The organism is Kribbella sp. NBC_01505 (assembly GCF_045040285.1).
Classification (GTDB): domain Bacteria; phylum Actinomycetota; class Actinomycetes; order Propionibacteriales; family Kribbellaceae; genus Kribbella.
In genome coordinates this window covers 7,612,811-7,632,398 of record NZ_CP109425.1, presented here as the reverse complement: position 1 = coordinate 7,632,398, position 19,588 = coordinate 7,612,811, and the positions used below count along the sequence as shown (strand labels likewise).

The 19,588-nt window shown below is 68.7% G+C and carries 20 protein-coding genes; 4 read left to right on the top strand and 16 right to left on the bottom strand.

The features are described from left to right. Nucleotides 1–174 precede the first annotated feature (174 nt). Nucleotides 175–960, top strand: coding sequence for an aminoglycoside phosphotransferase family protein (locus OG474_RS35870; protein WP_405058081.1), 786 nt, complete (start codon nt 175–177; stop codon nt 958–960). On the opposite strand, the gene OG474_RS35865 is transcribed toward OG474_RS35870, so the two are convergent. From OG474_RS35865 to hisI, 13 genes are all read right to left on the bottom strand, one after another. Further along, complete coding sequence (locus OG474_RS35865; RefSeq protein WP_405058080.1) at nt 924–1,712, bottom strand: hypothetical protein; 789 nt, start codon at nt 1,710–1,712, stop codon at nt 924–926. The genes OG474_RS35870 and OG474_RS35865 overlap by 37 nt on opposite strands. A gap of 134 nt (nt 1,713–1,846) precedes the next feature. Beyond that, entirely contained in the window at nt 1,847–2,569 is a 723-nt protein-coding gene (locus OG474_RS35860) for a VIT1/CCC1 transporter family protein (RefSeq protein WP_405058079.1), read from the bottom strand. Further along, nucleotides 2,562–3,950, bottom strand: coding sequence for a prolipoprotein diacylglyceryl transferase (lgt, locus tag OG474_RS35855; protein ID WP_405058078.1), 1,389 nt, complete (start codon nt 3,948–3,950; stop codon nt 2,562–2,564). The genes OG474_RS35860 and lgt overlap by 8 nt, the downstream gene beginning before the upstream one ends. 84 nt (nt 3,951–4,034) lie before the next feature. Further along, nucleotides 4,035–4,742, bottom strand: a complete 708-nt coding sequence (locus OG474_RS35850) for a DsbA family protein (RefSeq protein WP_405058077.1) — start codon at nt 4,740–4,742, stop codon at nt 4,035–4,037. Next, nucleotides 4,739–5,212, bottom strand: coding sequence for a DoxX family protein (locus OG474_RS35845; RefSeq protein WP_405058076.1), 474 nt, complete (start codon nt 5,210–5,212; stop codon nt 4,739–4,741). Before OG474_RS35845 ends, OG474_RS35850 begins: the two co-directional genes overlap by 4 nt. Further along, on the bottom strand, nt 5,209–5,868 hold the full coding sequence (locus OG474_RS35840) for an SCO family protein (RefSeq protein WP_405058075.1): 660 nt from the start codon (nt 5,866–5,868) through the stop codon (nt 5,209–5,211). The genes OG474_RS35845 and OG474_RS35840 overlap by 4 nt, the downstream gene beginning before the upstream one ends. Before the next feature lie 7 nt (nt 5,869–5,875). Next, a complete protein-coding gene (gene trpA, locus OG474_RS35835) occupies nt 5,876–6,703 on the bottom strand; it encodes a tryptophan synthase subunit alpha (RefSeq protein WP_405058074.1) in 828 nt (275 codons plus the stop codon). Continuing rightward, on the bottom strand, nt 6,696–7,907 hold the full coding sequence (gene trpB / locus OG474_RS35830) for a tryptophan synthase subunit beta (protein ID WP_405058073.1): 1,212 nt from the start codon (nt 7,905–7,907) through the stop codon (nt 6,696–6,698). The genes trpA and trpB overlap by 8 nt, the downstream gene beginning before the upstream one ends. Nucleotides 7,908–7,982: 75 nt before the next feature. Further along, the gene (trpC, locus tag OG474_RS35825; protein ID WP_405058072.1) at nt 7,983–8,789 is read right to left on the bottom strand and encodes an indole-3-glycerol phosphate synthase TrpC; all 807 of its coding nucleotides are present in this window, start codon (nt 8,787–8,789) and stop codon (nt 7,983–7,985) included. A 14-nt stretch (nt 8,790–8,803) separates the two neighbouring features. Beyond that, nucleotides 8,804–9,022 (bottom strand): HGxxPAAW family protein, encoded by a 219-nt coding sequence (locus tag OG474_RS35820; RefSeq protein ID WP_405058071.1) that lies wholly within the window; start codon nt 9,020–9,022, stop codon nt 8,804–8,806. Between the two features lie 92 nt (nt 9,023–9,114). Continuing rightward, nucleotides 9,115–9,681, bottom strand: coding sequence for a Trp biosynthesis-associated membrane protein (locus tag OG474_RS35815; protein ID WP_405058070.1), 567 nt, complete (start codon nt 9,679–9,681; stop codon nt 9,115–9,117). Then, a complete protein-coding gene (locus OG474_RS35810; protein ID WP_405058069.1) occupies nt 9,681–11,171 on the bottom strand; it encodes an anthranilate synthase component I in 1,491 nt (496 codons plus the stop codon). Before OG474_RS35810 ends, OG474_RS35815 begins: the two co-directional genes overlap by 1 nt. Beyond that, on the bottom strand, nt 11,168–11,497 hold the full coding sequence (hisI, locus tag OG474_RS35805) for a phosphoribosyl-AMP cyclohydrolase (protein WP_405058068.1): 330 nt from the start codon (nt 11,495–11,497) through the stop codon (nt 11,168–11,170). The genes OG474_RS35810 and hisI overlap by 4 nt, the downstream gene beginning before the upstream one ends. Before the next feature lie 92 nt (nt 11,498–11,589). Between hisI and OG474_RS35800 the strand changes: the two genes are divergently transcribed. Then, nucleotides 11,590–12,702: a dipeptidase gene (locus OG474_RS35800; RefSeq protein WP_405058067.1), complete on the top strand. Its 1,113-nt coding sequence runs from the start codon at nt 11,590–11,592 to the stop codon at nt 12,700–12,702. A gap of 9 nt (nt 12,703–12,711) precedes the next feature. On the opposite strand, the gene OG474_RS35795 is transcribed toward OG474_RS35800, so the two are convergent. Then, nucleotides 12,712–13,578 carry a GNAT family N-acetyltransferase gene (locus OG474_RS35795; protein WP_405058066.1) on the bottom strand — a complete coding sequence of 289 codons (867 nt, stop codon included), beginning with the start codon at nt 13,576–13,578 and terminating at the stop codon, nt 12,712–12,714. 730 nt (nt 13,579–14,308) lie between these two features. On the opposite strand from OG474_RS35795, the gene OG474_RS35790 reads away from it, so the two are divergent. Together OG474_RS35790 and OG474_RS35785 are read left to right on the top strand one after the other, a co-directional pair. Next, nucleotides 14,309–15,289 carry a hypothetical protein gene (locus OG474_RS35790; RefSeq protein WP_405058065.1) on the top strand — a complete coding sequence of 327 codons (981 nt, stop codon included), beginning with the start codon at nt 14,309–14,311 and terminating at the stop codon, nt 15,287–15,289. A gap of 130 nt (nt 15,290–15,419) precedes the next feature. Further along, nucleotides 15,420–15,740 (top strand): Fe-S cluster assembly protein HesB, encoded by a 321-nt coding sequence (locus OG474_RS35785; RefSeq protein WP_405058063.1) that lies wholly within the window; start codon nt 15,420–15,422, stop codon nt 15,738–15,740. Nucleotides 15,741–15,873: 133 nt separating this feature from the next. Here the strand turns inward: OG474_RS35785 and OG474_RS35780 are convergent, their stop codons facing one another. Further along, on the bottom strand, nt 15,874–17,670 hold the full coding sequence (locus OG474_RS35780; RefSeq protein ID WP_405058062.1) for an ABC transporter ATP-binding protein: 1,797 nt from the start codon (nt 17,668–17,670) through the stop codon (nt 15,874–15,876). After that, entirely contained in the window at nt 17,667–19,511 is a 1,845-nt protein-coding gene (locus OG474_RS35775; RefSeq protein WP_405058061.1) for an ABC transporter ATP-binding protein, read from the bottom strand. The genes OG474_RS35780 and OG474_RS35775 overlap by 4 nt, the downstream gene beginning before the upstream one ends. Nucleotides 19,512–19,588: the final 77 nt, after the last annotated feature.

Genomic DNA, 19,588 nt, shown 5'->3' with positions numbered 1-19,588 from the left:
GGCCGCGGGACAACATTGGCCCAAGCCGGGTGTCCCGAGACTACCTCATGACGACCGACAGGTGGACAGACATTCCACCGCCAGAACGTCGTTCACACTCAACAGTCACGCCTTGTAAGCAAGCGCTCACTACTTCGTCTACCCATCGTGACACCATCGGGTTAAATCTGGGGGATGACAGCGCTCGAATCCGGCACCGGCCAGTCCAACGGCGGCGTCTGGCTCACCCCGGACGGCCTGGTCGCCAAACGTCTCGTCCCCGGCGTGACCGCGCCCCGGCATCACGCCTACTGGGAGCGGCAGGCCCTGGTCGCCGAGACCGGGATCGTGGCCGGTACGCCGGGACTGCGGTCGCCGCGGTATGTCGACGTACGGCGGGATGCGGACGGGATCACGGTGCTGTCGGAGTACGTCGAGCCTGCCTCGGTGGATGCTGGGCGACTTGCTGCTGCGCTTCGGCGGTTCGCGGAGGCTGAGGTCGACGAACCGGCGTGGGGCGCGCGCGACGTTCTGCGGGATCGGATGGCGACGGTCGAGGCGCGAGGTGGGTGGGAGGTGTTGCGCGGCCGCGTCGACGACGCGGTGTGGCGTCTCTGGGAACGGCGAGCGGCCGTGCTCACGGAACTGGACGCACTGCCGCGAGTTCCCACGCATGGCGATGCCCACCCGGGGAATCTGAGCGGGTGGGACGGGGAGAACATAGTCGCGCTCGACTGGGAGCAGTTCGGGCTCGGGCCGATTGGCTTCGACCTTGGGTATCTGGTGGTCGCGCTGCCGGATCACGGGGAAGACCTGCTGGCGGTCGATGGCGTCGTACGGCGTGGCGCCGTACTGACTGCCGCGTTGACGGCTGTGTCGCGGGCGGCGTGGTCGCTTGGGCAGCCCTCCCCCGCTGATCACCTGGAGCGACTGCAGACGCTGGCTTATGTCATCGAGGAGGCTTCGAGCCAGGCGCTGTAAAAGGCTTGGAAGCTGTCGAAGCGCGTGGTGGTCGCTTGCTCGAGTACGGCGTACTGGGCGTCGGTGCCGCGGAACGCCGACCGGTCGAGGGTGCCGTCGGCGAGCAGGACCAGGGCCGTCCGGGCCATCACGAACGCCGTGGTGCTGTCGTCGATGACGGCGTCCAGGGTGAGCTGTTCGGGGGCCATGAAGCGGGTGGAGCCGAACATGCGGCCCATGTCGTTGCGGTAGACACCTGGGCGGTAGTCGTCGAGGTCCATCACGGTCAGCTGCTGGGTGTCGAAGTCGTAGAGCATGGCGCCGTCGTAGAAGTCGCCTTCGATCCAGCCGGACGAGGTCAGCACGTCGTGGAGGTCGTACAACTGGTCGAGGGCTTCGCTGATCTCCTCGGCCGCCAGGGCGCGGAAGCGGTCGAGGTGGGTGCCGAGGTGGTCACCCTCGCGCCAGTCGAAGACGAGCGCCGGGCCCCACGGGGTTTCGATCAGGCCGTGGTACGCCGGGAGCGTGTCGTGCTCGATCTCCGCGGCCAAGCGACCATAACGGCGAACCGCTTCCTGCCTGCGAGGCGCTGGGGCGAACGGCTTGGGGTCGTCCGGGATGCCCGGGGTTTTGACGAAATACCGGTGGCCGTCGATCGTGACGCCGTACGAGATGTTGCCGGAGTCCTGGGTGTGCTCGCCGAACTCGGCGAACACCTCGCCGATGCTCTTCAGGTAGGTATCTGGCTGCTCGTCGATCTTCGCGGGAAACACCCGCTGACATTAACCGACGATCTTCGGGGCGGACCTGTGCCACTCACTAACCCTGCGTGGGCGGGGTTGGCGGGGTCATGCTGAGCGTGGGGTGGGCGGGCCGGCGGGAGTTGGTGAGTGGGGGCGGTCCGGGGTCAGCCGATTCCGGGGCCGACGAGGGAGCCGACGAAGTAGGTGAGGGCCGCTGCCGCGCCGCCGAGGATCAGTTGGCGGAGGCCGGAGTACCACCAGGAGCGGCTGGTGACTCTGCTGACGACCGCGCCGGCTGCGAACAAGGCGGTGAGGCTCATGATCAGGGCCGGTACGACGGTGGTCGCGCCGAGCAGGTACGGCAGGAGCGGGATGAAGGCTCCGACGGCGAAGCAGACGAAGGACGATCCGGCGGCGATGAGCGGGCGCGGGAGGTCTTTCGGGTCGATGCCGAGCTCTTCGCGGACGTGCTCGTCGAGCGCTTGCTCGGGATTGGTGTGGAACTGCTTGGCGACCTTGTCGGCGAGGTCGGGGTCGAGACCCTTGGCGCGGTAGGTCTCGGCGAGTTCGATCTCCTCGTCGAGGGGGTGCCGGGCAATCTCCTGGCGCTCGACCTCGATCTCGGCGCGGGCGAGTTCGCGCTGGGAGGCGACCGAGGTGTACTCGCCGGCGGCCATCGAGAAGGCGCCTGCTGCGAGGCCTGCCAGTCCGGCCAGGACGATGAACTTCGAGCCGGACTGGGTGCCGCCGTCCATACCGGCGATCAGCGCGAAGTTCGAGACGAGCCCGTCCATCGCCCCGAAGACGGCCGGCCGGAGCCAGCCGCCGTTCACATCACGGTGCCGGTGGTCGCCGTGATGCTCAGCCGAGACCTGCTTCTCAGTCACGAGCCTCGTTCTTGCCGGCCTCCGTGCTGGTCAACTCCCCACCAGCAGCCGGTACGTCGCTCGCCGGGTCCGCGTTCTCGACCCCAACCGCCTCAGCCCCCGCCGCCACCGCACTAGGCGAAGTCGCCTCGTCCGGCCCACTCCCACCCGTCAAGTCGAGCTCAGAGGAGGCCGAATCCGAAGCGCCGCTCACCGTGGCCGAGGTTGCTTCGTCGGAGCCGGCCCCGCTCGCCTGGTCGGCGGCGGCCTCCGAAACAGCATCCGTGGGCTCGGGCTCGGCGCCGCGGGCTCCATCGGCACCTGGTTCGGTGGACTCGGCTACGAGGGTCGCTCCGCCTGCGGTTGACGCGGCGGTGGTTGCTCCGGCGGTGGTTGCTTCACCCGCGGTTGACCCGGCGGGGGCCGGCTCCGTGGTCACGGGCGGTCCGTCGGTCGCGGGCGACGTCGTACCGGCATCCGTCGTGTCACCGGCATCGGTCGCGTCGGCGTCGGTCGGCGTGTCGGCGTCGCTGGCTTCGGCGGGGTCGCCGGCGGCGGGGCCGGTGGAGAGGTCTTCCTGGCCGGGTTTGGTTCGGGCGCTGATGATCAGGGCGGCTACGGCCAGGACGAAGAGGATGATCGACGTCCAGACGTTGAGGCGCAGGCCCAGGAAGTGGTTGACGGTGTCGATGCGCATGTTCTCGATCCATGCGCGGCCGGCGGTGTAGGCGGCGACATAGAGGAAGAAGGCGCGGCCGTGGCCGAGGGTGAAGCGGCGGCCGGCGAGCAGGATCAGCGCCATCACGCCCAGGTTCCAGATCGCTTCGTACAGGAAGGTGGGGTGGAAGGTGGCGAAGTCGGCGAAGCCGTCGGGGCGGTGGGCCGGGTCGATCTCGAGGCCCCACGGGCGGGTGGTGGGCTTGCCGAAGAGTTCCTGGTTGAAGTAGTTGCCGAAGCGGCCGAAGATCTGGGCCAGCGCGATACCGGGGGCGACCGCGTCGAGGAAGCCCAGGAACGGGACCTTCGCGCGGCGGCAGGCCAGGTAGGCGCCGAGGCAGCCGAAGCCGACCGCGCCCCAGATGCCGAGGCCGCCGTGCCAGATCTTCAGCGCGTCGATCGGGTGCCTGCCCTCGCCGAAGTACAGCTCGGCGTCGGTGGCGACGTGGTAGATCCGCGCGCCGACCAGACCGAACGGGATCGCCCAGAACATCACGTCGGACAGCACCGTCGGCGAACCGCCGCGGGCGACCCAGCGACGGCGGGTCAGCCAGTAGCCGGCGAAGATCCCGGCCAGGATGCACAACGCGTAGGCACGGATCGGCAGGCCGAGGACATGCCAGACACCCTGGCTGGGACTGGGAATGAACGCCGGCACGATCACGGCGGGGATCAGACTAGACATGGCATCGGGAACGCTACTCGACCGCCCCGGGCAGCGGCCAGGAACCCAGGGTCACGATGGGGACTCAGTGCGTGAGGCAACAAGTCAGCTCGCCGACTTCACTGCGTCGTCGACGGCCTTCTGCAGGCCTTCCGGGCTGAGCTGCTTGGTCTCCAGCTTCTTGCCGTTGACGAAGACCGTCGGGGTGCCGGTGACGCCGCGGCTGTCCGCGGCCTTGCCGACCGACTCGACCCAGCCGCCGTAGCTGTTGGTCTGGATCGCCTGCTGGAACTTCGCGTCGCCGATCCCGAGCTGCTTGCCGAGCTCGATCAGCTGGTCGTTCGTCCAGGACTTGCTGAAGTCGCCGTACATCTCGTCGGCGTAGGTCAGCGCCTTGCCGTTGGCGGCCGCGGCGGCGAAGGCGTTGGCCAGCCGGGGCGAGGCGTCCGGGTTCACGAAGGCCAGCGGCCAGTACGTCAGCTTCGCCGTACCGTCCTGGACGAGTTTGTCGACCGTCGATCCGGTCATCTCCTCGAACTCCGCGCAGTGCGGGCAGCGGAAGTCGAGGTACAGGTCGATCTGCGCCTTCGCGCCGGCCTGGCCGACCGTGACACCCTGACCGGACTGCCCCGGACCCGTGATGACCGCAGGCTCGGTCTGGTTCGTGTTGCCGGCCTCGACCTTGGAGTGACCTCGCAGGTACTGGAAGCCGACGCCGGCCGCGAGGGCCAGCACCAGGACGATCACCACGACGACGCCGGGTGGGACCCGCTTCTTCTGCTGCTGCAGCGGGTTCACATTGGTGGTGCTCACGGTGCTCCTGTCGAGGGGTCCTGATCGGATTCAAGGGCGAACTTGCTGGCCGGCTTCACGCAGAGCCACAACGCCAGCACGAGCAGACCGACATCACGCAAGATCTCCTCGAGGTACTTCGTCTGGCCGGGATCGACCCGTCCGCCGCCGCCGAAGCAGCCGCAGTCGATCGCCAGCCCCCGCGCCCAGGCCGAGCCCACGGCGGCGATGAACACCACCATGAAAACAGCTGCGGCGGCGGCCGAGTGCCGGACACCGAAACCGAGGATCAACAGCAATCCGATCGCGATCTCCAGGAACGGCAGACCCCAGCCGACCGGGTCGGCCAAGCCGTCCGGAAGGATCTCGTAGGCCCGGACAGCCTGCGCGGCGGTCTCCGGATCGGAGACCTTCAGTGCTCCGGCGACGAGCATGACGCCGCCGAGAATCAAGCGTGCCCCCAGTGAAACCCAGGCCCCCCAAGGTTTCACTGGTTCGCCTCTACCAGCTTCCCGAAGTCGTGGGCCATGTCGCCGATCGCGGCGTTCGACATCCAGAGCACGGTGGCCTGGTCGTTCTTGCCGAAGCCGAGCACCTGCGCACCGTGACCGACCTCGTAGCCGCCCGAGGGCAGCTTCTTCATCCCTTCGACCGGTACGCCGACGGCCTGGGCGATGTTCTTGATCGACTCCAGCGAGCCGGTCAGGCCGACGAACGACGGGTCGAACCGGTCCAGGTACTTGTGGATCACCGGCCCGGTGTCACGCGCCGGGTCGGTGGTGATGAACAGCACCTGCACCTGCTTGCGGACCGACTCGTCCAGCTTGGTCAGCGCCGAGGCCACATCGGCCATCACCGTCGGACACACGTCCGGGCAGTTCGTGTACCCGAAGAAGATCAGCGTGACCGGCTTCTTGGTCGAGGTGACCAGGTTGAACTGGTTCCCGCCGGTGTCGGTCAGCGTGGCCGCCGGCAACTTGTACGGCTGGTCGAGGGTGGCACCCCGCATCCCGTTCGGGTCCTGGCTGGTGCGGATGATCGCGCCGCCGGGGTTGTCGGGTTTCTCTGCCTTGCCGCCACTGCAGCCCGTGAGGGCAAGGAGAGCCCCCACGGTCAGCAGAAGCGCCGCGTTCCTGGTTCGACTCACGGCAGGTTCAACGTCCGGCCGCCGCTGACGGTTCCCGGCGGACGCCTTCGGCCAGGCTCTCCGTGAGCGAGCGCACACCGGCCGGGCCTTCGCCGTCGAGCAACCGCTTCACGAAGGCCGAGCCGACGATGACCGCATCGGTGAAGGCGCCGATCGCCGCCGCCTGCTCCGCGTTCGAGACGCCGATCCCGACCCCGATCGGTAGGTCGGTCGTGGCCTTGGTCCGGGCCACCAACGGCTCAGCCAGATCCGAGGCCGCCGACCGGATGCCGGTCACGCCCATCACCGCGGTCGCGTACACGAACCCGCGGCAGGCAGCCGTGGTCGAACGGATCCGCGCGTCGGTCGAGGACGGCGCGACCAGGAACACCTTGTCCAGCTCGTGCTTGTCCGCGGCCGCGATCCACTCCGCGCCTTCTTCGGGAATCAGGTCGGGCGTGATGAGACCCGCTCCCCCGACACCGGCGAAGTCCGCGGCCCACTGGTCCACGCCGTACCGCTCGATCGGATTCCAATACGTCATCACGAGCACCGGGACATCGGTGTACGCCGCGACAGCCTCGACCGTGCGGAGCAGGTCCTTCACCCGGAAGCCACCGGCCAGCGCGGCCTCGGCGGCCCGCTGGATCGCCGGGCCGTCCATCACCGGATCGCTGTACGGCAGGCCGATCTCGAGCACGTCGCAACCACCGTCGACCAGCGCCTTGATCGCGTCCACGCCGCCGTCGTACGACGGGTAACCCGCCGGCAGGTACCCGACCAGGCCGGCGCGGCCTTCGCCGTTGGCCTTCCGGATCGCGGTTCCGGCCTTGCCCAGGGCAACTACTTCACTCATGACCGGCCTCCCCATCGATCAGCCCGAACCACGTGCTGGCCGTGTCCATGTCCTTGTCGCCGCGACCGGACAGGTTCACCAGGATGGTGGCGTCCGGGCCGAGCTCCTTCGCGATCTCCAGCGCACCCGCGACGGCGTGCGCCGACTCGATCGCCGGGATGATGCCTTCGGTCCGCGACAGCAGCTTGAAGGCCTCCATCGCGTCGGCATCCGTCACCGGCCGGTACGTCGCCCGCTTCGTCTCCGCGAGCCACGAGTGCTCGGGGCCGACGCCGGGGTAGTCCAGCCCGGCCGAGATCGAGTGCGACTCGATCGTCTGACCGTCTTCGTCCTGCAGCAGGAACGACCGCGCACCATGCAGTACGCCGACCTGTCCGGCCGTGATCGTGGCTGCGTGCCGACCGGTCTCGAAGCCGTCACCGCCGGGCTCGATGCCGTACAGCTTCACGTCCGCGTCGGGGATGAACGCGGCGAACAGGCCGATCGCGTTCGAACCACCGCCGACCGCGGCGACCGCCGCGTCGGGGAGCTTGCCGAGCAGTTCGAGCGACTGGGCCCGAGCCTCGTCACCGATCCCCCGGACGAAGTCGCGCACCATCGCGGGGAACGGGTGCGCGCCGGCCGCCGTACCGAGCAGGTAGTGGGTCTTGTCGACGCTGGCGACCCAGTCGCGCAGCGCCTCGTTGATGGCGTCCTTCAGCGTCCGGCTGCCGCTCGTCACCGGGATGACCTCGGCGCCGAGCAGCTTCATCCGGGCCACGTTCAAGGCCTGGCGCTGGGTGTCGACCTCGCCCATGTAGACCACGCACTCGAGATCCAGGTAGGCGCAGGCGGTCGCGGTCGCGACGCCGTGCTGGCCGGCGCCGGTCTCGGCGATCACTCGCGGCTTGCCCATCCGCTTGGTCAGCAACGCCTGGCCGAGCGCGTTGCGGACCTTGTGCGCACCGGTGTGGTTGAGGTCCTCGCGCTTGAGCAGGATGCGCGCCCCGGCCACCTCGGACAGCCGGGTCGCGTCGTACAGGAGGCTCGGGACGCCGGCCCACTCGCGCAGCATCCGGTCGAACTCACCGGTGAACACCGGGTCGGCCATGGCGCCCTGCCAGGCCTGCGTGAGCTCGTCGAGGGGCGCGATCAGCGCCTCCGGCATGAACCTGCCGCCGAAACGGCCGAAGTGCCCGAGCTGGTCGGGCAGCACAGTACTCATCCGACAAACCTTCCAATCCCGGCCCAGGGCACGGGAGAGATGCTGTCCCGTGCCGTTTGGACCGGCAGGGAAGGGCTAGTGCCGCTGCTGGATGGCTGGGTGCGATCCGGCGGCGACGAGGTCGGCGACCGAGGCACGGGGATCGCGGCCGGTCACCAGAGTTTCACCGACGAGGACGACATCGGCCCCGGCGCGCGCGAACTCGATTACATCATGCGGGCCCCGGACACCGGACTCCGCCACCCGGACCAGCTCGGTCGGGATCGTCGGCGCGACCCGCGCGAACGTGTCCCGGTCGACCTCGAGGGTCTTCAGGTTCCGGTTGTTCACGCCGATGAGCTGGGCGCCGGCGTCCACCGCACGCCGCGTCTCCTCCTCGTCGTGGACCTCGACCAGCGGGCACAGGCCGATGGAGTGGGCGCGCTCGATCAGCGAGACCAGCGCCTCCTGCTCCAGCGCCGCGACAATCAGCAGCGCCATGTCGGCGCCGGCCGCGCGGGCCTCCCAGAGCTGGTACGACGAGACGATGAAGTCCTTGCAGAGCACCGGTACGTCGACCCGGCCGCGGACCGCGCGCAGATCGTCCAGGCTGCCGTTGAACCGGCGCTGTTCGGTCAGCACGGAGATCGCGGACGCGCCGCCGGCCTCGTACTCGCCGGACAGGGCCGCCGGGTCGGTGATCTCGGCCAGCTCACCCTTGGACGGGCTGGACCGCTTCACCTCGGCGATCACCGCGATCCCGTCGCCGCGGAACACCGGCATCGGGTCCTTGGCGTCGGGCTTGCGCTGCGCCTCCAGCTTGAGGTCGTCCAGGCTGACTAGGGCCTGGCGCTCCGCGAGGTCCTCGCGAACCCCGGCGAGAATGTCGTCAAGCACAGTCATGGTCTGTCCGCCCTTCAGTGGTCGTCGGCGGGGACGCCGAAGCCCAGCAGCTGCAACACCTTGCCGGCCAGCGCACCCAGCGCCACGATCCCGACCGAGATCCAGAACAGCAGCCAGTTCGGGCCGAGCACCATCGCGATGGCACCGACGGTGAAGCCCACCAGGATGATGGCCACCGCGGTCCAGGCCGCGGTGCTGTTGCCGTGCGCGTCGTGGTGAGCCTCGTCGCTCACCCGGGTCGCTCCTTGATCGGCAGTCGTATTGTCCATGGTTGCCGCCATTCCTCGTCGTCGTCCTGTCCTATTGTGGCGGTAGCCCGCCGCGATCAGAGAGTCGGGTCCTCTCCCGCGTCGATCGCCTTCCACTGATCGGCCCCGTGATCAGAGGTGCCGCCGGATTGCTTGCCGACGGTCGCCGCTGCCGGTTCACGCTCATACCGATCGGTAGGACGCTTCCAGCGGTGTGCGGTGAGCACGGTGAACAGACCGGCGAGCAGCAGCGCCACTCCCCCGGCCAGAGCCGGCCACGGTGCCGCTCCGGTGCTCAGCACCACGCTGTCGGTCACTGCCTGGCTCAGCTCGGGACGTAGCCGGCTGAGCTCGTCTACGTCCGGCCGCACCTGCAGCGCAACCGCGATCGCCGCGACACCCAGCAGCGCGACCAGTACGCCGATGATGCGGCGAAGCGCCGTACCGGCGAGTTTGGTGACTACTACCGCGACCACTGCAGCCAGAGCCAGTGTGACTGGCGCTCTGGTGACGCTGTAGCCGTTGAAGGTAACCGCCTGCCGCCCACTGCCCGGATCGGCCGTTGCCCACGTCAGATTGGCAGACAGCACCAGCAGCGCCAACGCGATCAGCGTCAGCAGGTCGACCAGTCGCTGTGGCTTCATCAGATCTCGCTGAACGTTCCCGCGACCGCGATCGCGTTCAGGACCGCTGCTGCCTTGGTCCGGCACTCCGCGTCCTCGGAGGCCGGGTCGGAGTCGGCCACGATGCCCGCACCGGCCTGCACGTACGCCGTCGAGCCGCGCAGCACCGCCGTCCGGATCGCGATCGCGGTATCCGCGTCACCGGCGAAGTCGAGGTAGCCGACGACACCGCCGTACACCCCGCGGCGCGTCACCTCGAGCTTGTCGATGATCTCCATCGCACGCGGCTTCGGGGCGCCCGACAACGTACCGGCCGGGAAGGCGGCGGTGAGTGCGTCGAACGCGGTCTTGCCCGCGGCGAGCTGACCGGTGACGGTCGACTCCAGGTGCATCACGTGGCTGTAGCGCCGCACGTCCATGAAGTCGACGACCTCGACCGTGCCAGGTGCGCAGACCTTGCCGACATCGTTGCGGCCGAGGTCGACCAGCATCAGATGCTCGGCGCGCTCCTTGGCGTCGGCCCGCAGCTCCTCTTCGAGCGCGTGATCCTCCTCCGGCGTCGCACCGCGGCGGCGGGTGCCGGCGATCGGGTGCAGGATCACCTTGTTGTCGGTGACCTTCACCAGCGCCTCCGGGCTGGAGCCGACGATGTCGAAACCGTCCAGACGGACCAGATACATGTAGGGGCTCGGGTTCGAACGGCGCAGCACCCGGTAGATGTCGAGCGCGGACGCGGTCGTCTGCAGCTCGAAGCGCTGGGAGACGACGATCTGGAACGCCTCACCGGCCCGGATCTCTTCCTTGGCCGTCTCGACAGCCTCCCGGTACTCCGCGCTCGAACGCTGCCGGTGCGGGTCGGGCTGGGCGTCGCGGTCCGCGCGGACGACGTACGACGGGGTCGGCCGGGCCAGGTCGGCCTCCATCGCGTCCAGGCGGCGCACGGCATCGGCGTACGCGTCGTCGACCCGCTCGTCGGTGTCGTCCCAGTTGATCGCATTCGCGATCAGCCAGATCTCACCGGTCTCGTGGTCGAGCGCGGCCAGGTCAGTGGCGAACAGGAAGGTCAGCTCGGGCAGTCCGAGGTCGTCGGTCGTTGTGTCCGGCAACCTCTCCAGCCGGCGGACGGCGTCGTACCCGAGGAAGCCGACCATGCCGCCGGTGAGCGGCGGCAGGCCCGGCAGGCGGGGCGTGTGCAGGATCTCGACGGTCTCGCGCAACGCGGCCAGCGGGTCGCCGGTCTGCGGCAGGCCGACCGGCGGGTTGCCGGTCCACACCGCCTGACCGTCCCGCTCGGTCAGCGTCGCGGCCGAACGGACGCCGATGAACGAATACCGCGACCAGACGCCGCCGTTCTCCGCGGACTCGAGCAGGAAGGTGCCCTCGCGCTCGGCGGCCAGCTTGCCGTAGACGCCGATCGGCGTCTCGGCGTCGGCCAGCAGCCGGCGCGTCACCGGGATCACCCGGCGGTCCTTGGCGTAGTCGCGGAAGGTGTCCAGATCGGGGGTGTTCATGCCGTCACCTTGATCGTCCCGTGCTCGAAGCAGCTGCGCGTTCCGGTGTGACAGGCCGGGCCTTCCTGATCCACCAGGACCAGCAGGGTGTCGGCGTCACAGTCGACGAGAATCTCCTTCACGTGCTGGCGGTGACCACTGGTCTCGCCCTTCACCCAGTACTCCTGGCGGCTGCGCGACCAGAACGTGCTCCGGCCCGTCTCCGCCGTCCGGCGAACGGCCTCGGCGTTCATCCAGCCCACCATCAGCACTTCGCGCGTGTCGTACTGCTGCACGACAGCCGGGATCAGCCCGGCCGCGTCGAAGGTCAGCTCGTCGATACTCACTCACCTATTGTCACCGATGGCACCGACAGCTTTGACCAGGCCTCCGAACCCGGACGCCGTACTGCGTCCCACTCAGCTGGCAGGATGTCGGAATGACGACGAGTGAGGCACGAGTCCAGGGGCTGCTCAGCGAGTCTCCGGTGATCGACGGGCACAACGATCTGCCGATCGCGTTCTACGAGCTGTGCGAGTACGACCTGGACGCGCATGACCTGAGTGGGTCGGTGCCGCAGTTGCACACCGATCTGCCGCGGCTGCGCAGCGGCCACGTCGGTGCGCAGTTCTGGTCGCTGTGGGTGCCGCACGACGAGCACGCCGTACGGCGGACCTTCGAGCAGCTCGACTTCGTCCACCAGCTCGTCGCACGGTTCCCCGACGACCTGCAGCTCGCGACCACGGCCGATGACGTGGATGCGGCGATCAAGGCCGGCCGGGTCGCGTCGCTGATGGGCATGGAGGGCGGCTACTCGATCGGTGAGTCGCTCGGGGTCCTGCGCACGATGCGCACACTGGGTGTGCGCTACATGACGCTCACGCACAACAACAACATCTCCTGGGCGGACTCCGCGACGGACAAGCCGGTGCTGGGTGGACTGAACGAGTTCGGCGAGCAGGTCGTCCGGGAGATGAACCGGATCGGCATGCTGGTCGACCTGTCGCACGTCTCGGCCGACACGATGCGGCACGCGCTGCGCATCACCAGCGCCCCGGTGATCTTCAGCCACTCCTCGGCCCGCGCGGTCTGCGACGTACCGCGGAACGCGCCCGACGACGTACTGGAGACGCTCGCCGGAAACGACGGCGTGTGCATGGTCACCTTCGTCCCGTACTTCGTCTCCCAGGAGTACGTCGACTGGGTGGCCGGCCTGCTCGCCACCGCGGAGTCACTCGGTCTGGACAAGGACGACCCGGCGCAGCGCGACCAGGTCCTCGCCGCCTACGACAAGCCGAAGCCGCTCGCCTCACTGGCCGATGTGGTCAAGCACGTCGAGCACGTCCGCGAGGTCGCCGGGATCGACCACGTCGGGATCGGCGGCGACTACGACGGCGTCCCCGAGACCCCCGTGGACCTGCCGGACGTCTCGTCGTACCCGCGACTCTTCGAGGCCCTGGCCGACCGCAACTGGAGCGACCAGGACCTCACAAAGCTTGCCGGAGGCAACATCCTCCGCGTCCTCCGCGCCTCCGACGACATCGCCGGCTAGGCAGCGGGGCTAGGCGTCGCGGCGGAGGTCTCGGAGGTCTTCGCCGCGGACGAAGCCGGCTGCCTCGTAGGTGGCGACCGCGCCGACGTTGAAGGCCGGCGTGTACGTGTACGCGGTCGACGCGCCCATCTGCTGCAGGTGGTACGCCGCTGCGACGGTGATCGCCTCGCCGTAGCCCCGGCCGCGGTGCATCCGGTGCACGCCCATCGGCTCCAGATACCCCGGCTTGCCCGCGCCCGCCGACCACACCGTCACGGCCGCCACCGACTCCCCTAGCTGGTTACGACCCACCAGACACCGCGCATCGGCGTACGGGATGCCGTCCGCCATCGTGAACCACCGCTCATTGGTGAACGTCGACCCCTCGAACGACTCCCGCTGCACAGTGACGCGCTCATGCGCCTCCTCGGACCCGATCACGTCCACCCGCAGCTCCGGCACAGGCACCGGCACACTCAGATCCCGCCGCAACGGCACCCACGGCTCATCCAGCTGCCACCCCGCCTTGAACAACACGTCCTTCACCAACGCCCCCGGCGGCGCCTCCACAAACACCTTGCCCTCAATCAGTACGCCGCGCTCCGGGTCAGCCACATCCGCAGCCACCCGCTCAGCCAGCTCCACGTCCTCCAACTCCGCCGGATCAAACGCGATCCGCACCAGATCAACCTCATCCAGCAACCCCAGCGCAACGATCCGCCCGTCCCGCGTCCACGTCCGAATCGCCGCCGCCGTCCGCTCCGCCCCGAACCGCCAGTACCAACCCACGTCCCCCGGATGCAACTGATGCGGAGTCGCATCCCCCTGCCACTCCCGCAAGGCCCCCACCACATCGCCCAACCCACCCACCGTCGCCGTACCCATCTCAATCGCCATCCCCCAATCCCACACCATCCCCTCCCCGCCCCCGCACAGGCGCACCCCCAAAGCCGCCCCGGCGCCCGCCTCCCGCCGCCCAAAGGTGGGCCGCCTTCTCTTTGTGCACGCCGCGCATCTTTGGGAACCCACCAACCACTGCAACGCCCCGGAAACGGTTGATGGGTTCTCAAAGATGCGGCGCGCGCACAAAGACGCCGTACCTACCCAAAGACACGCCAGCCCACCCTTGGGCACGAAGCACGACTTTGGGCACCAGCGGCAACTTTGGGAACCCACCAACCACCGGGACGCCTCGGAAACGGTTGGTGGGTGCACAAAGATGCGGCGCGCGCACAAAGACGCCGTACCTACCCAAAGACACGCCAACCCACCCTTGGGCACAAAGCACGACCTTGGGCACCAGCGGCAACTTTGGGAACCCACCAACCACCGGGACGCCTCGGAAACGGTTGGTGGGTGCACAAAGATGCGGCGCGCGCACAAAGACGCCGTATCTGCCCAAAGACACGCCAACCCACCCTTGGGCACAAAGCACGACTTTGGGCACCAGCGGCGACTTTAGGAACCCACCGACCACCGGGACGCCTCGGAAACGGTTGGTGGGTGCACAAAGATGCGCGGCGTGCACAAAGAGAAGGCGGCCCACCTTTGGGGGCGGGGTGGGAGTTATCCACAGGGGCGGAGAGCGGGGTGGCGGCGGGGGCGCGGGGTGGTGGAGGGTGGCGGCATGGAAGGACTTGAGATTGTTCGGCTACCGCAGCGGCGGGAGGTGTTGCTGGCGATCGGGCTGAGTGACGCCGACCTGCGACGGCTTGTACGGCGGGGAGAATTCCAGCATCACCACGGGCACTACCTCGACGGCGCCGTCGCCGCGGATCGCGCGATCAGCGCGTGTGCTCAGGCTGCGCATCCGGGCTCGGTCGTGGGCCACTTCAGTGCCGCACGGCTTACAGGTCTCAGCACTTGGGTCGACCGCGCACGCAGTGCGGCCCCGCCGGACGACGCCGCCTGGCTGACCCGGCCGCCAGGGTCGCAGCGAAACCAGCGGCGCCCGAACATCGTCGTACGACGGGCCGGCCTGCCACCTGCGGACCTCTCACGGCACGGCTGGCTGCCGGTCACCAGCGCCGCCCGAACCGTAGTGGATCTCGCCCGGGAGCTGCCGACCCGCGAGGCGATCGTCACCGTCGACGATGCCTTGCGAGCCGGTACGACGTCGGCTGAGCTGACGGCGGTCCTCGAGCGCCAGGAGCAGTGGCCTGGGGTACGGCGGGCTCGGGCCACGATCGCGTTCGGTGATGCGCGGGCGGAGTCGCCTTTGGAGTCGATCACCCGGATCAGATGCGCGACCGGAGGTCTCCCGGCCCCGGAGCTTCAGGTCCAGTTCTTCGACGGATTCAACTGGATGCCGGAGCGGGTCGACCTGTGGTGGCCGGAGTTCCGCACTGCCGCGGAGGCCGACGGCCTCGCGAAGTACGAGGCGGCGACCGCCGAGGAACGCCGCCATCTGCTGCGCCTGGCACATCGACGTGACCAACGGCTCAGTGATCGAGGGATCGAGCTCGTCCACTTCGGCTGGGAGGACTCCGTCGACCCGCGATCGGATCTCATCTCCCGCCTGTGCGCCGCATTCGACCGCGGCCGCGCCCGCCCCGGCACCGACCCTGTCTGGCGCGTCGCGCCCGCCTACACCCAGCTCGCCGCCTAGCCGCGGCTTTGGGTAGCCACCAACCATCTTCGGCACGGCAATCTGGTTGGTGGGTTCACAAAGTGGGGGTTTGGGGTGTGGGTGGTCGGGCACGGGGTGGGTTCAGTGATGTCTAGAGGTTGGAGCTGTTGTGCTTACCCTGACTGAGAACGCGACTCTGGTGATCAAGAGCATCACGGGGGTCGAGGGCGCGCCGGAAGGTGCCGGTGTGCGGATCTCGCAGGAGAATCCGGCGGATCCGGCGCTGGCGGTGACGACGACCGAGTCGCCGCTACCCGGTGACCAGGTGGTCGAAGAGGCCGGGGCACGGGTGTTCCTCGAGGAGAACGCGGCCAGCACGCTGGACGACAAGATCCTGGACGCGGCCGTGGACGACAAGGGCGGTGTCGAGTTCCTGCTGGTGCCGCAGCCTGGTGCCGGCCGGGAGAACGGTGCTGCGCCGACACCCTAAGAAGGTGCACTGATCCCAGGTACGACGGCGGCACCAACCTGACTGTGGTGCCGCGGCGTACCTGATCCGGGCGCGGCCGGTTCGACCCTCCCAGGGACCGGCCGCTCCCCGGGGTGCCCCTTCAAAGCACTCTTTAGAGAGCACTCCGTTGAGCGATCCAGCTCTCGTGCAGGTGTGAGTACACGCCGCCTGCGTTGACCAGCTCCGCATGCGGTCCGCGTTCGACGACCTCGCCATTGTCGAAGACCAGCACCTCGTCCGCCGCCTCGGCCGTGGACAGCCGGTGCGCGATGGTGACCGACGTACGGCCAGTCATCAACCGCTCCAGTGCCGCATTGACCCGAACCTCAGTCCCCGGGTCAACCGCGGACGTCGCCTCGTCGAGGACGAGCAGATCCGGATCCGCGATGTTCGCGCGCACCAGTGCGACCAGCTGACGTTCCCCTGCGGACAAGGACTCACCACGCTGCCCCACCGGCGACTGCAGCCCGTCCGGCAGCGACTCCAGCCAGTCCGTCAGCCCGAGTGACTCGAACGCCACCAGTAACTCGGCATCCGTCACCTCAGGCCGTCCGAACCGGACGTTGTCGGCCAGCGACGCGTCGAACAGGTACCCGTCCTGCGGCACCATCACCACACGCTCCCGCAGCGACTCGAACGAGATCTCCCGCGCGTCCACGCCGTCGAGCAGGACCGCACCCGAGGTCGGATCCATCAACCGCGTGAGCAGCTTCGCGAACGTCGTCTTACCGGAGCCCGTCTCCCCCACAACGGCCACCCGCCGATGCGGCTGCAGCCGGACGTCGACATCGCGCAGCACCAGCTCGCCTTCGGGATAAGCGAAGTTCACGTCCGCGAACTCGACCGTGATCGGTCCACGGGCCTGCTTCACTCCCGACTCCCCCGGGTCAACCACATCGGCCGGAGTGTTGATGACACCGAGCACCCGCCGCCAGCCGGCGAACGCGCTCTGCGCATCGGTCAGCACCTGCGTAGCGATCTGCACCGGGTCCGAGAACAGCGCAACCAGGAACATGAACGCGAGGATCTCCCCCAGCGTCGCGTTACCGTCCACTCCGAGCAGCACACCGGCCGTCAGCACACCGGCGTTGGCCAGACCGGCCGCCAGACCACCGATGGAGAAGGTGATTCCGGTCAGCGTCTGGGCACTGGTCGCCGTACGGCGGTAGTCGTCGACCGTCGAGTCGATCCGGGCCTGCGTCCGCTGCTCGATCGCGTACGCGCGCACCACCTGCGCACCGACCACCGGCTCCGCGACCGCGGACAGCATCTCGCCGACCTTGGCCCGGACCACGCCGTACGCGGCCGACATCCGGCGCTGCAACGCTTTGAGGCTCGCGAAGAGCGGGATGAAGCAGACCAGCACCACCAGAGCCAGCTGCCACGAGTAGAAGAACATCACCACGGTCGCGAGCACCATCTGCCCGAGGCTGACCAGGAAGATGAACCCACCGAACTGCAGGAACTGCGAGACCGTGTCGACGTCGGACGTCACCCGGCTGACCAGTGCGCCCCGGCGCTCGGTGCTCTGGGTCAGCACCGGCAGATCGTGCACGTGCCGGAAGGCCTTGATCCGCATGGTGGCCAGTCCGCGCTCGGAGTTGATCGCGAGCCGCACAGTCGTCAGGTACGACGCTACGGCGGTCACCAGCAGGCCGACCACGCAGATGGCGACCATCCAGACCACGAACGACATGTCCGGCCCACCGGGACCGGACAGGCCCTTGTCGATGGTCTGCTGGACAGCGATCGGGATGACGATCTTCCCGGCCGTCATGGTCAGCGCGAGCAGCGCAGTGACCCACCAGCCCTGAGCCAGCTCGGGTGAGATCCGCAGCCCCTGTCGCAGCGTCTCCAGACCACCGGCGTCATCGCCATGGTCGAGCCGCGTGGCCTCCGCCGAGCTCATGCCTTCACCCCATCAAGATCATCAAGCTCTTCGTCCAGCTCGGCTTCTTCCAGCCTGCGCTCGGCGTCCTTCTCGTACGCGTCGACAAGATCCCGGTACGCCGCCGACGTCTCCTGCAGCTCGGTGTGCGTACCCTGCGCGGTGATCCGGCCCTCGTCCAGGAACAGCACCTCGTCGGCGAGCGAGATGGTCGCCTTCCGGTACGCGATCACGAGCACAGTGGTCGCAGCGGTCGCGTCCGCCTGCACCACGGATCGCAGTCCGGCCAGGATGCGCGCCTCGACCTGCGGGTCGACCGCACTGGTCGCGTCGTCCAGGATCAGCAGCCGCGGCCGCCGCACCAGTGCGCGGGCCAGCGCGATCCGCTGCCGCTGTCCACCGGACAGCGTCGTACCGCGTTCACCGACCTTGGTGTCCAGTCCGTCCGAGAGCGTCTTCACGAACCCGTCGCCCTGTGCGATCCGCAGCGAGTCCCAGATGTCCTCGTCGCTGTAGTCACCGCCCAGAGTGATGTTGCCGCGGATGGTGTCGTCGAACAGGAACGCCGTCTGCGCCACCAGCGCGACGGAGTCCGCCAGCTCGCCCTGCGCCAGCGCACGCAGGTCGGTGCCGTCGACCTTGACCGCGCCCTCTTCGGGATCGACCAGTCTGGTCAGCAGCGTGGTCATCGTCGACTTCCCCGCACCAGTCGGCCCCACCACTGCGACTGTCCGGCCGGGCTCGACAGTGAAGTCCATCCCGCTCAGTACGTCGCGATCCGGCAGGTACCCGAATCGCAGCCCGGACACGTCGAGCCGGGCCGCCGTCCGCGACGTCAGCCGGTCCTCGCCGTACTCCATGCCGCCCTCTGCGGTCAGCACGCGCTGCACGCGGTCCCAACCGACCACGGACCGCGGCAGCTCACCGAGCACCCAGCCCAGCGCCCGGATCGGGAAGGCGATCAGGGTGAACAGGAACGCGACCTGCACCACGTCACCCGCGTCCGCAGCGCCCGAGCGGACCCGCCCGACGCCGACCAGCAGCACGATCAGCACGCCGATCCGCGGCAGTGCGTCAATCACCGGGTCGAACATGCCGCGGGCCTTGTTCACCGCGATGTTCGCGTCCCGCAGCGCGTACGTCGGGGTCCGGAAGCGCTCGGTCTCCGCAGCCTCGCGGCCGAGCGTCTTCACCACCAGCGCGCCGTCGAACGACTCGTGCGCCACCTCGGACACGTCAGCGCGCAACTGCTGCGCGCGCGTGGCCAGTGGCTGCAGGACGCGCTGGAAGATCACGTTGGCCACGAAGACCAGTGGGAAGACCAGACAGCCGACCAGAGCGAGCCACACGTCGGCCATGAACATCGCCGCGGTCGCGAAGGCCAGCATCGCGAGCACACCGATCGCCATCGGCAGCGGAGCGATCACGAACCAGATCGACTCCACATCGGCATTCGCATTGGAGAGCAGCTGGCCGGTCGGGTGCTGGTGGTGCCACTCCAACGGCAGCTTCTGGTACTGCCGGGTGACACGGCGCCGGTACGTCGCTTGCAGCCGGAACTGCATCACGCCCGCCCCGACGCGTCGCCCGACGACTCCGATAGCGCGCAGGATCGCGATCCCGAGGAACAGCGAGACCAGCGCGGCCAGCGCACCGAAGGTGGTGTCACCGCGCTCGAGGGCCGGCCGGATCACGTGGTCGGTGGCCCAGCCCAGCGCCCAGCCGTCGGCCACCGTCATCGCGCCGTACAGCATGCTGGCGGCCACGGAGAGCGCGAAGACCCACGGCTCCTCCCAGACGGCGACCCGCAGGACCGCGAACCCACGCCGGGTCGCGCTCCCCTTGTCAGGGACTTTCGGCACGGGCAAGAGTCACTCCAGGACGGTCAGGTGCGAACAGCAGTCACAAACATGACAACGATCGACATTCTGCCATTCCC

What these genes read in the sequence shown, in the direction of transcription:
- OG474_RS35780 (WP_405058062.1), bottom strand. Translation starts at nt 17,670, where the DNA reads ATGAGCTCGGCGGAGGCCACGCGGCTCGACCATGGCGATGACGCCGGT.
- OG474_RS35795 (WP_405058066.1), bottom strand. Translation starts at nt 13,578, where the DNA reads ATGGCGATTGAGATGGGTACGGCGACGGTGGGTGGGTTGGGCGATGTG.
- OG474_RS35810 (WP_405058069.1), bottom strand. Translation starts at nt 11,171, where the DNA reads ATGAACACCCCCGATCTGGACACCTTCCGCGACTACGCCAAGGACCGC.
- trpA (WP_405058074.1), bottom strand. Translation starts at nt 6,703, where the DNA reads ATGAGTGAAGTAGTTGCCCTGGGCAAGGCCGGAACCGCGATCCGGAAG.
- OG474_RS35870 (WP_405058081.1), top strand. Translation starts at nt 175, where the DNA reads ATGACAGCGCTCGAATCCGGCACCGGCCAGTCCAACGGCGGCGTCTGG.
- OG474_RS35815 (WP_405058070.1), bottom strand. Translation starts at nt 9,681, where the DNA reads ATGAAGCCACAGCGACTGGTCGACCTGCTGACGCTGATCGCGTTGGCG.
- OG474_RS35790 (WP_405058065.1), top strand. Translation starts at nt 14,309, where the DNA reads ATGGAAGGACTTGAGATTGTTCGGCTACCGCAGCGGCGGGAGGTGTTG.
- lgt (WP_405058078.1), bottom strand. Translation starts at nt 3,950, where the DNA reads ATGTCTAGTCTGATCCCCGCCGTGATCGTGCCGGCGTTCATTCCCAGT.
- trpB (WP_405058073.1), bottom strand. Translation starts at nt 7,907, where the DNA reads ATGAGTACTGTGCTGCCCGACCAGCTCGGGCACTTCGGCCGTTTCGGC.
- OG474_RS35800 (WP_405058067.1), top strand. Translation starts at nt 11,590, where the DNA reads ATGACGACGAGTGAGGCACGAGTCCAGGGGCTGCTCAGCGAGTCTCCG.
- trpC (WP_405058072.1), bottom strand. Translation starts at nt 8,789, where the DNA reads ATGACTGTGCTTGACGACATTCTCGCCGGGGTTCGCGAGGACCTCGCG.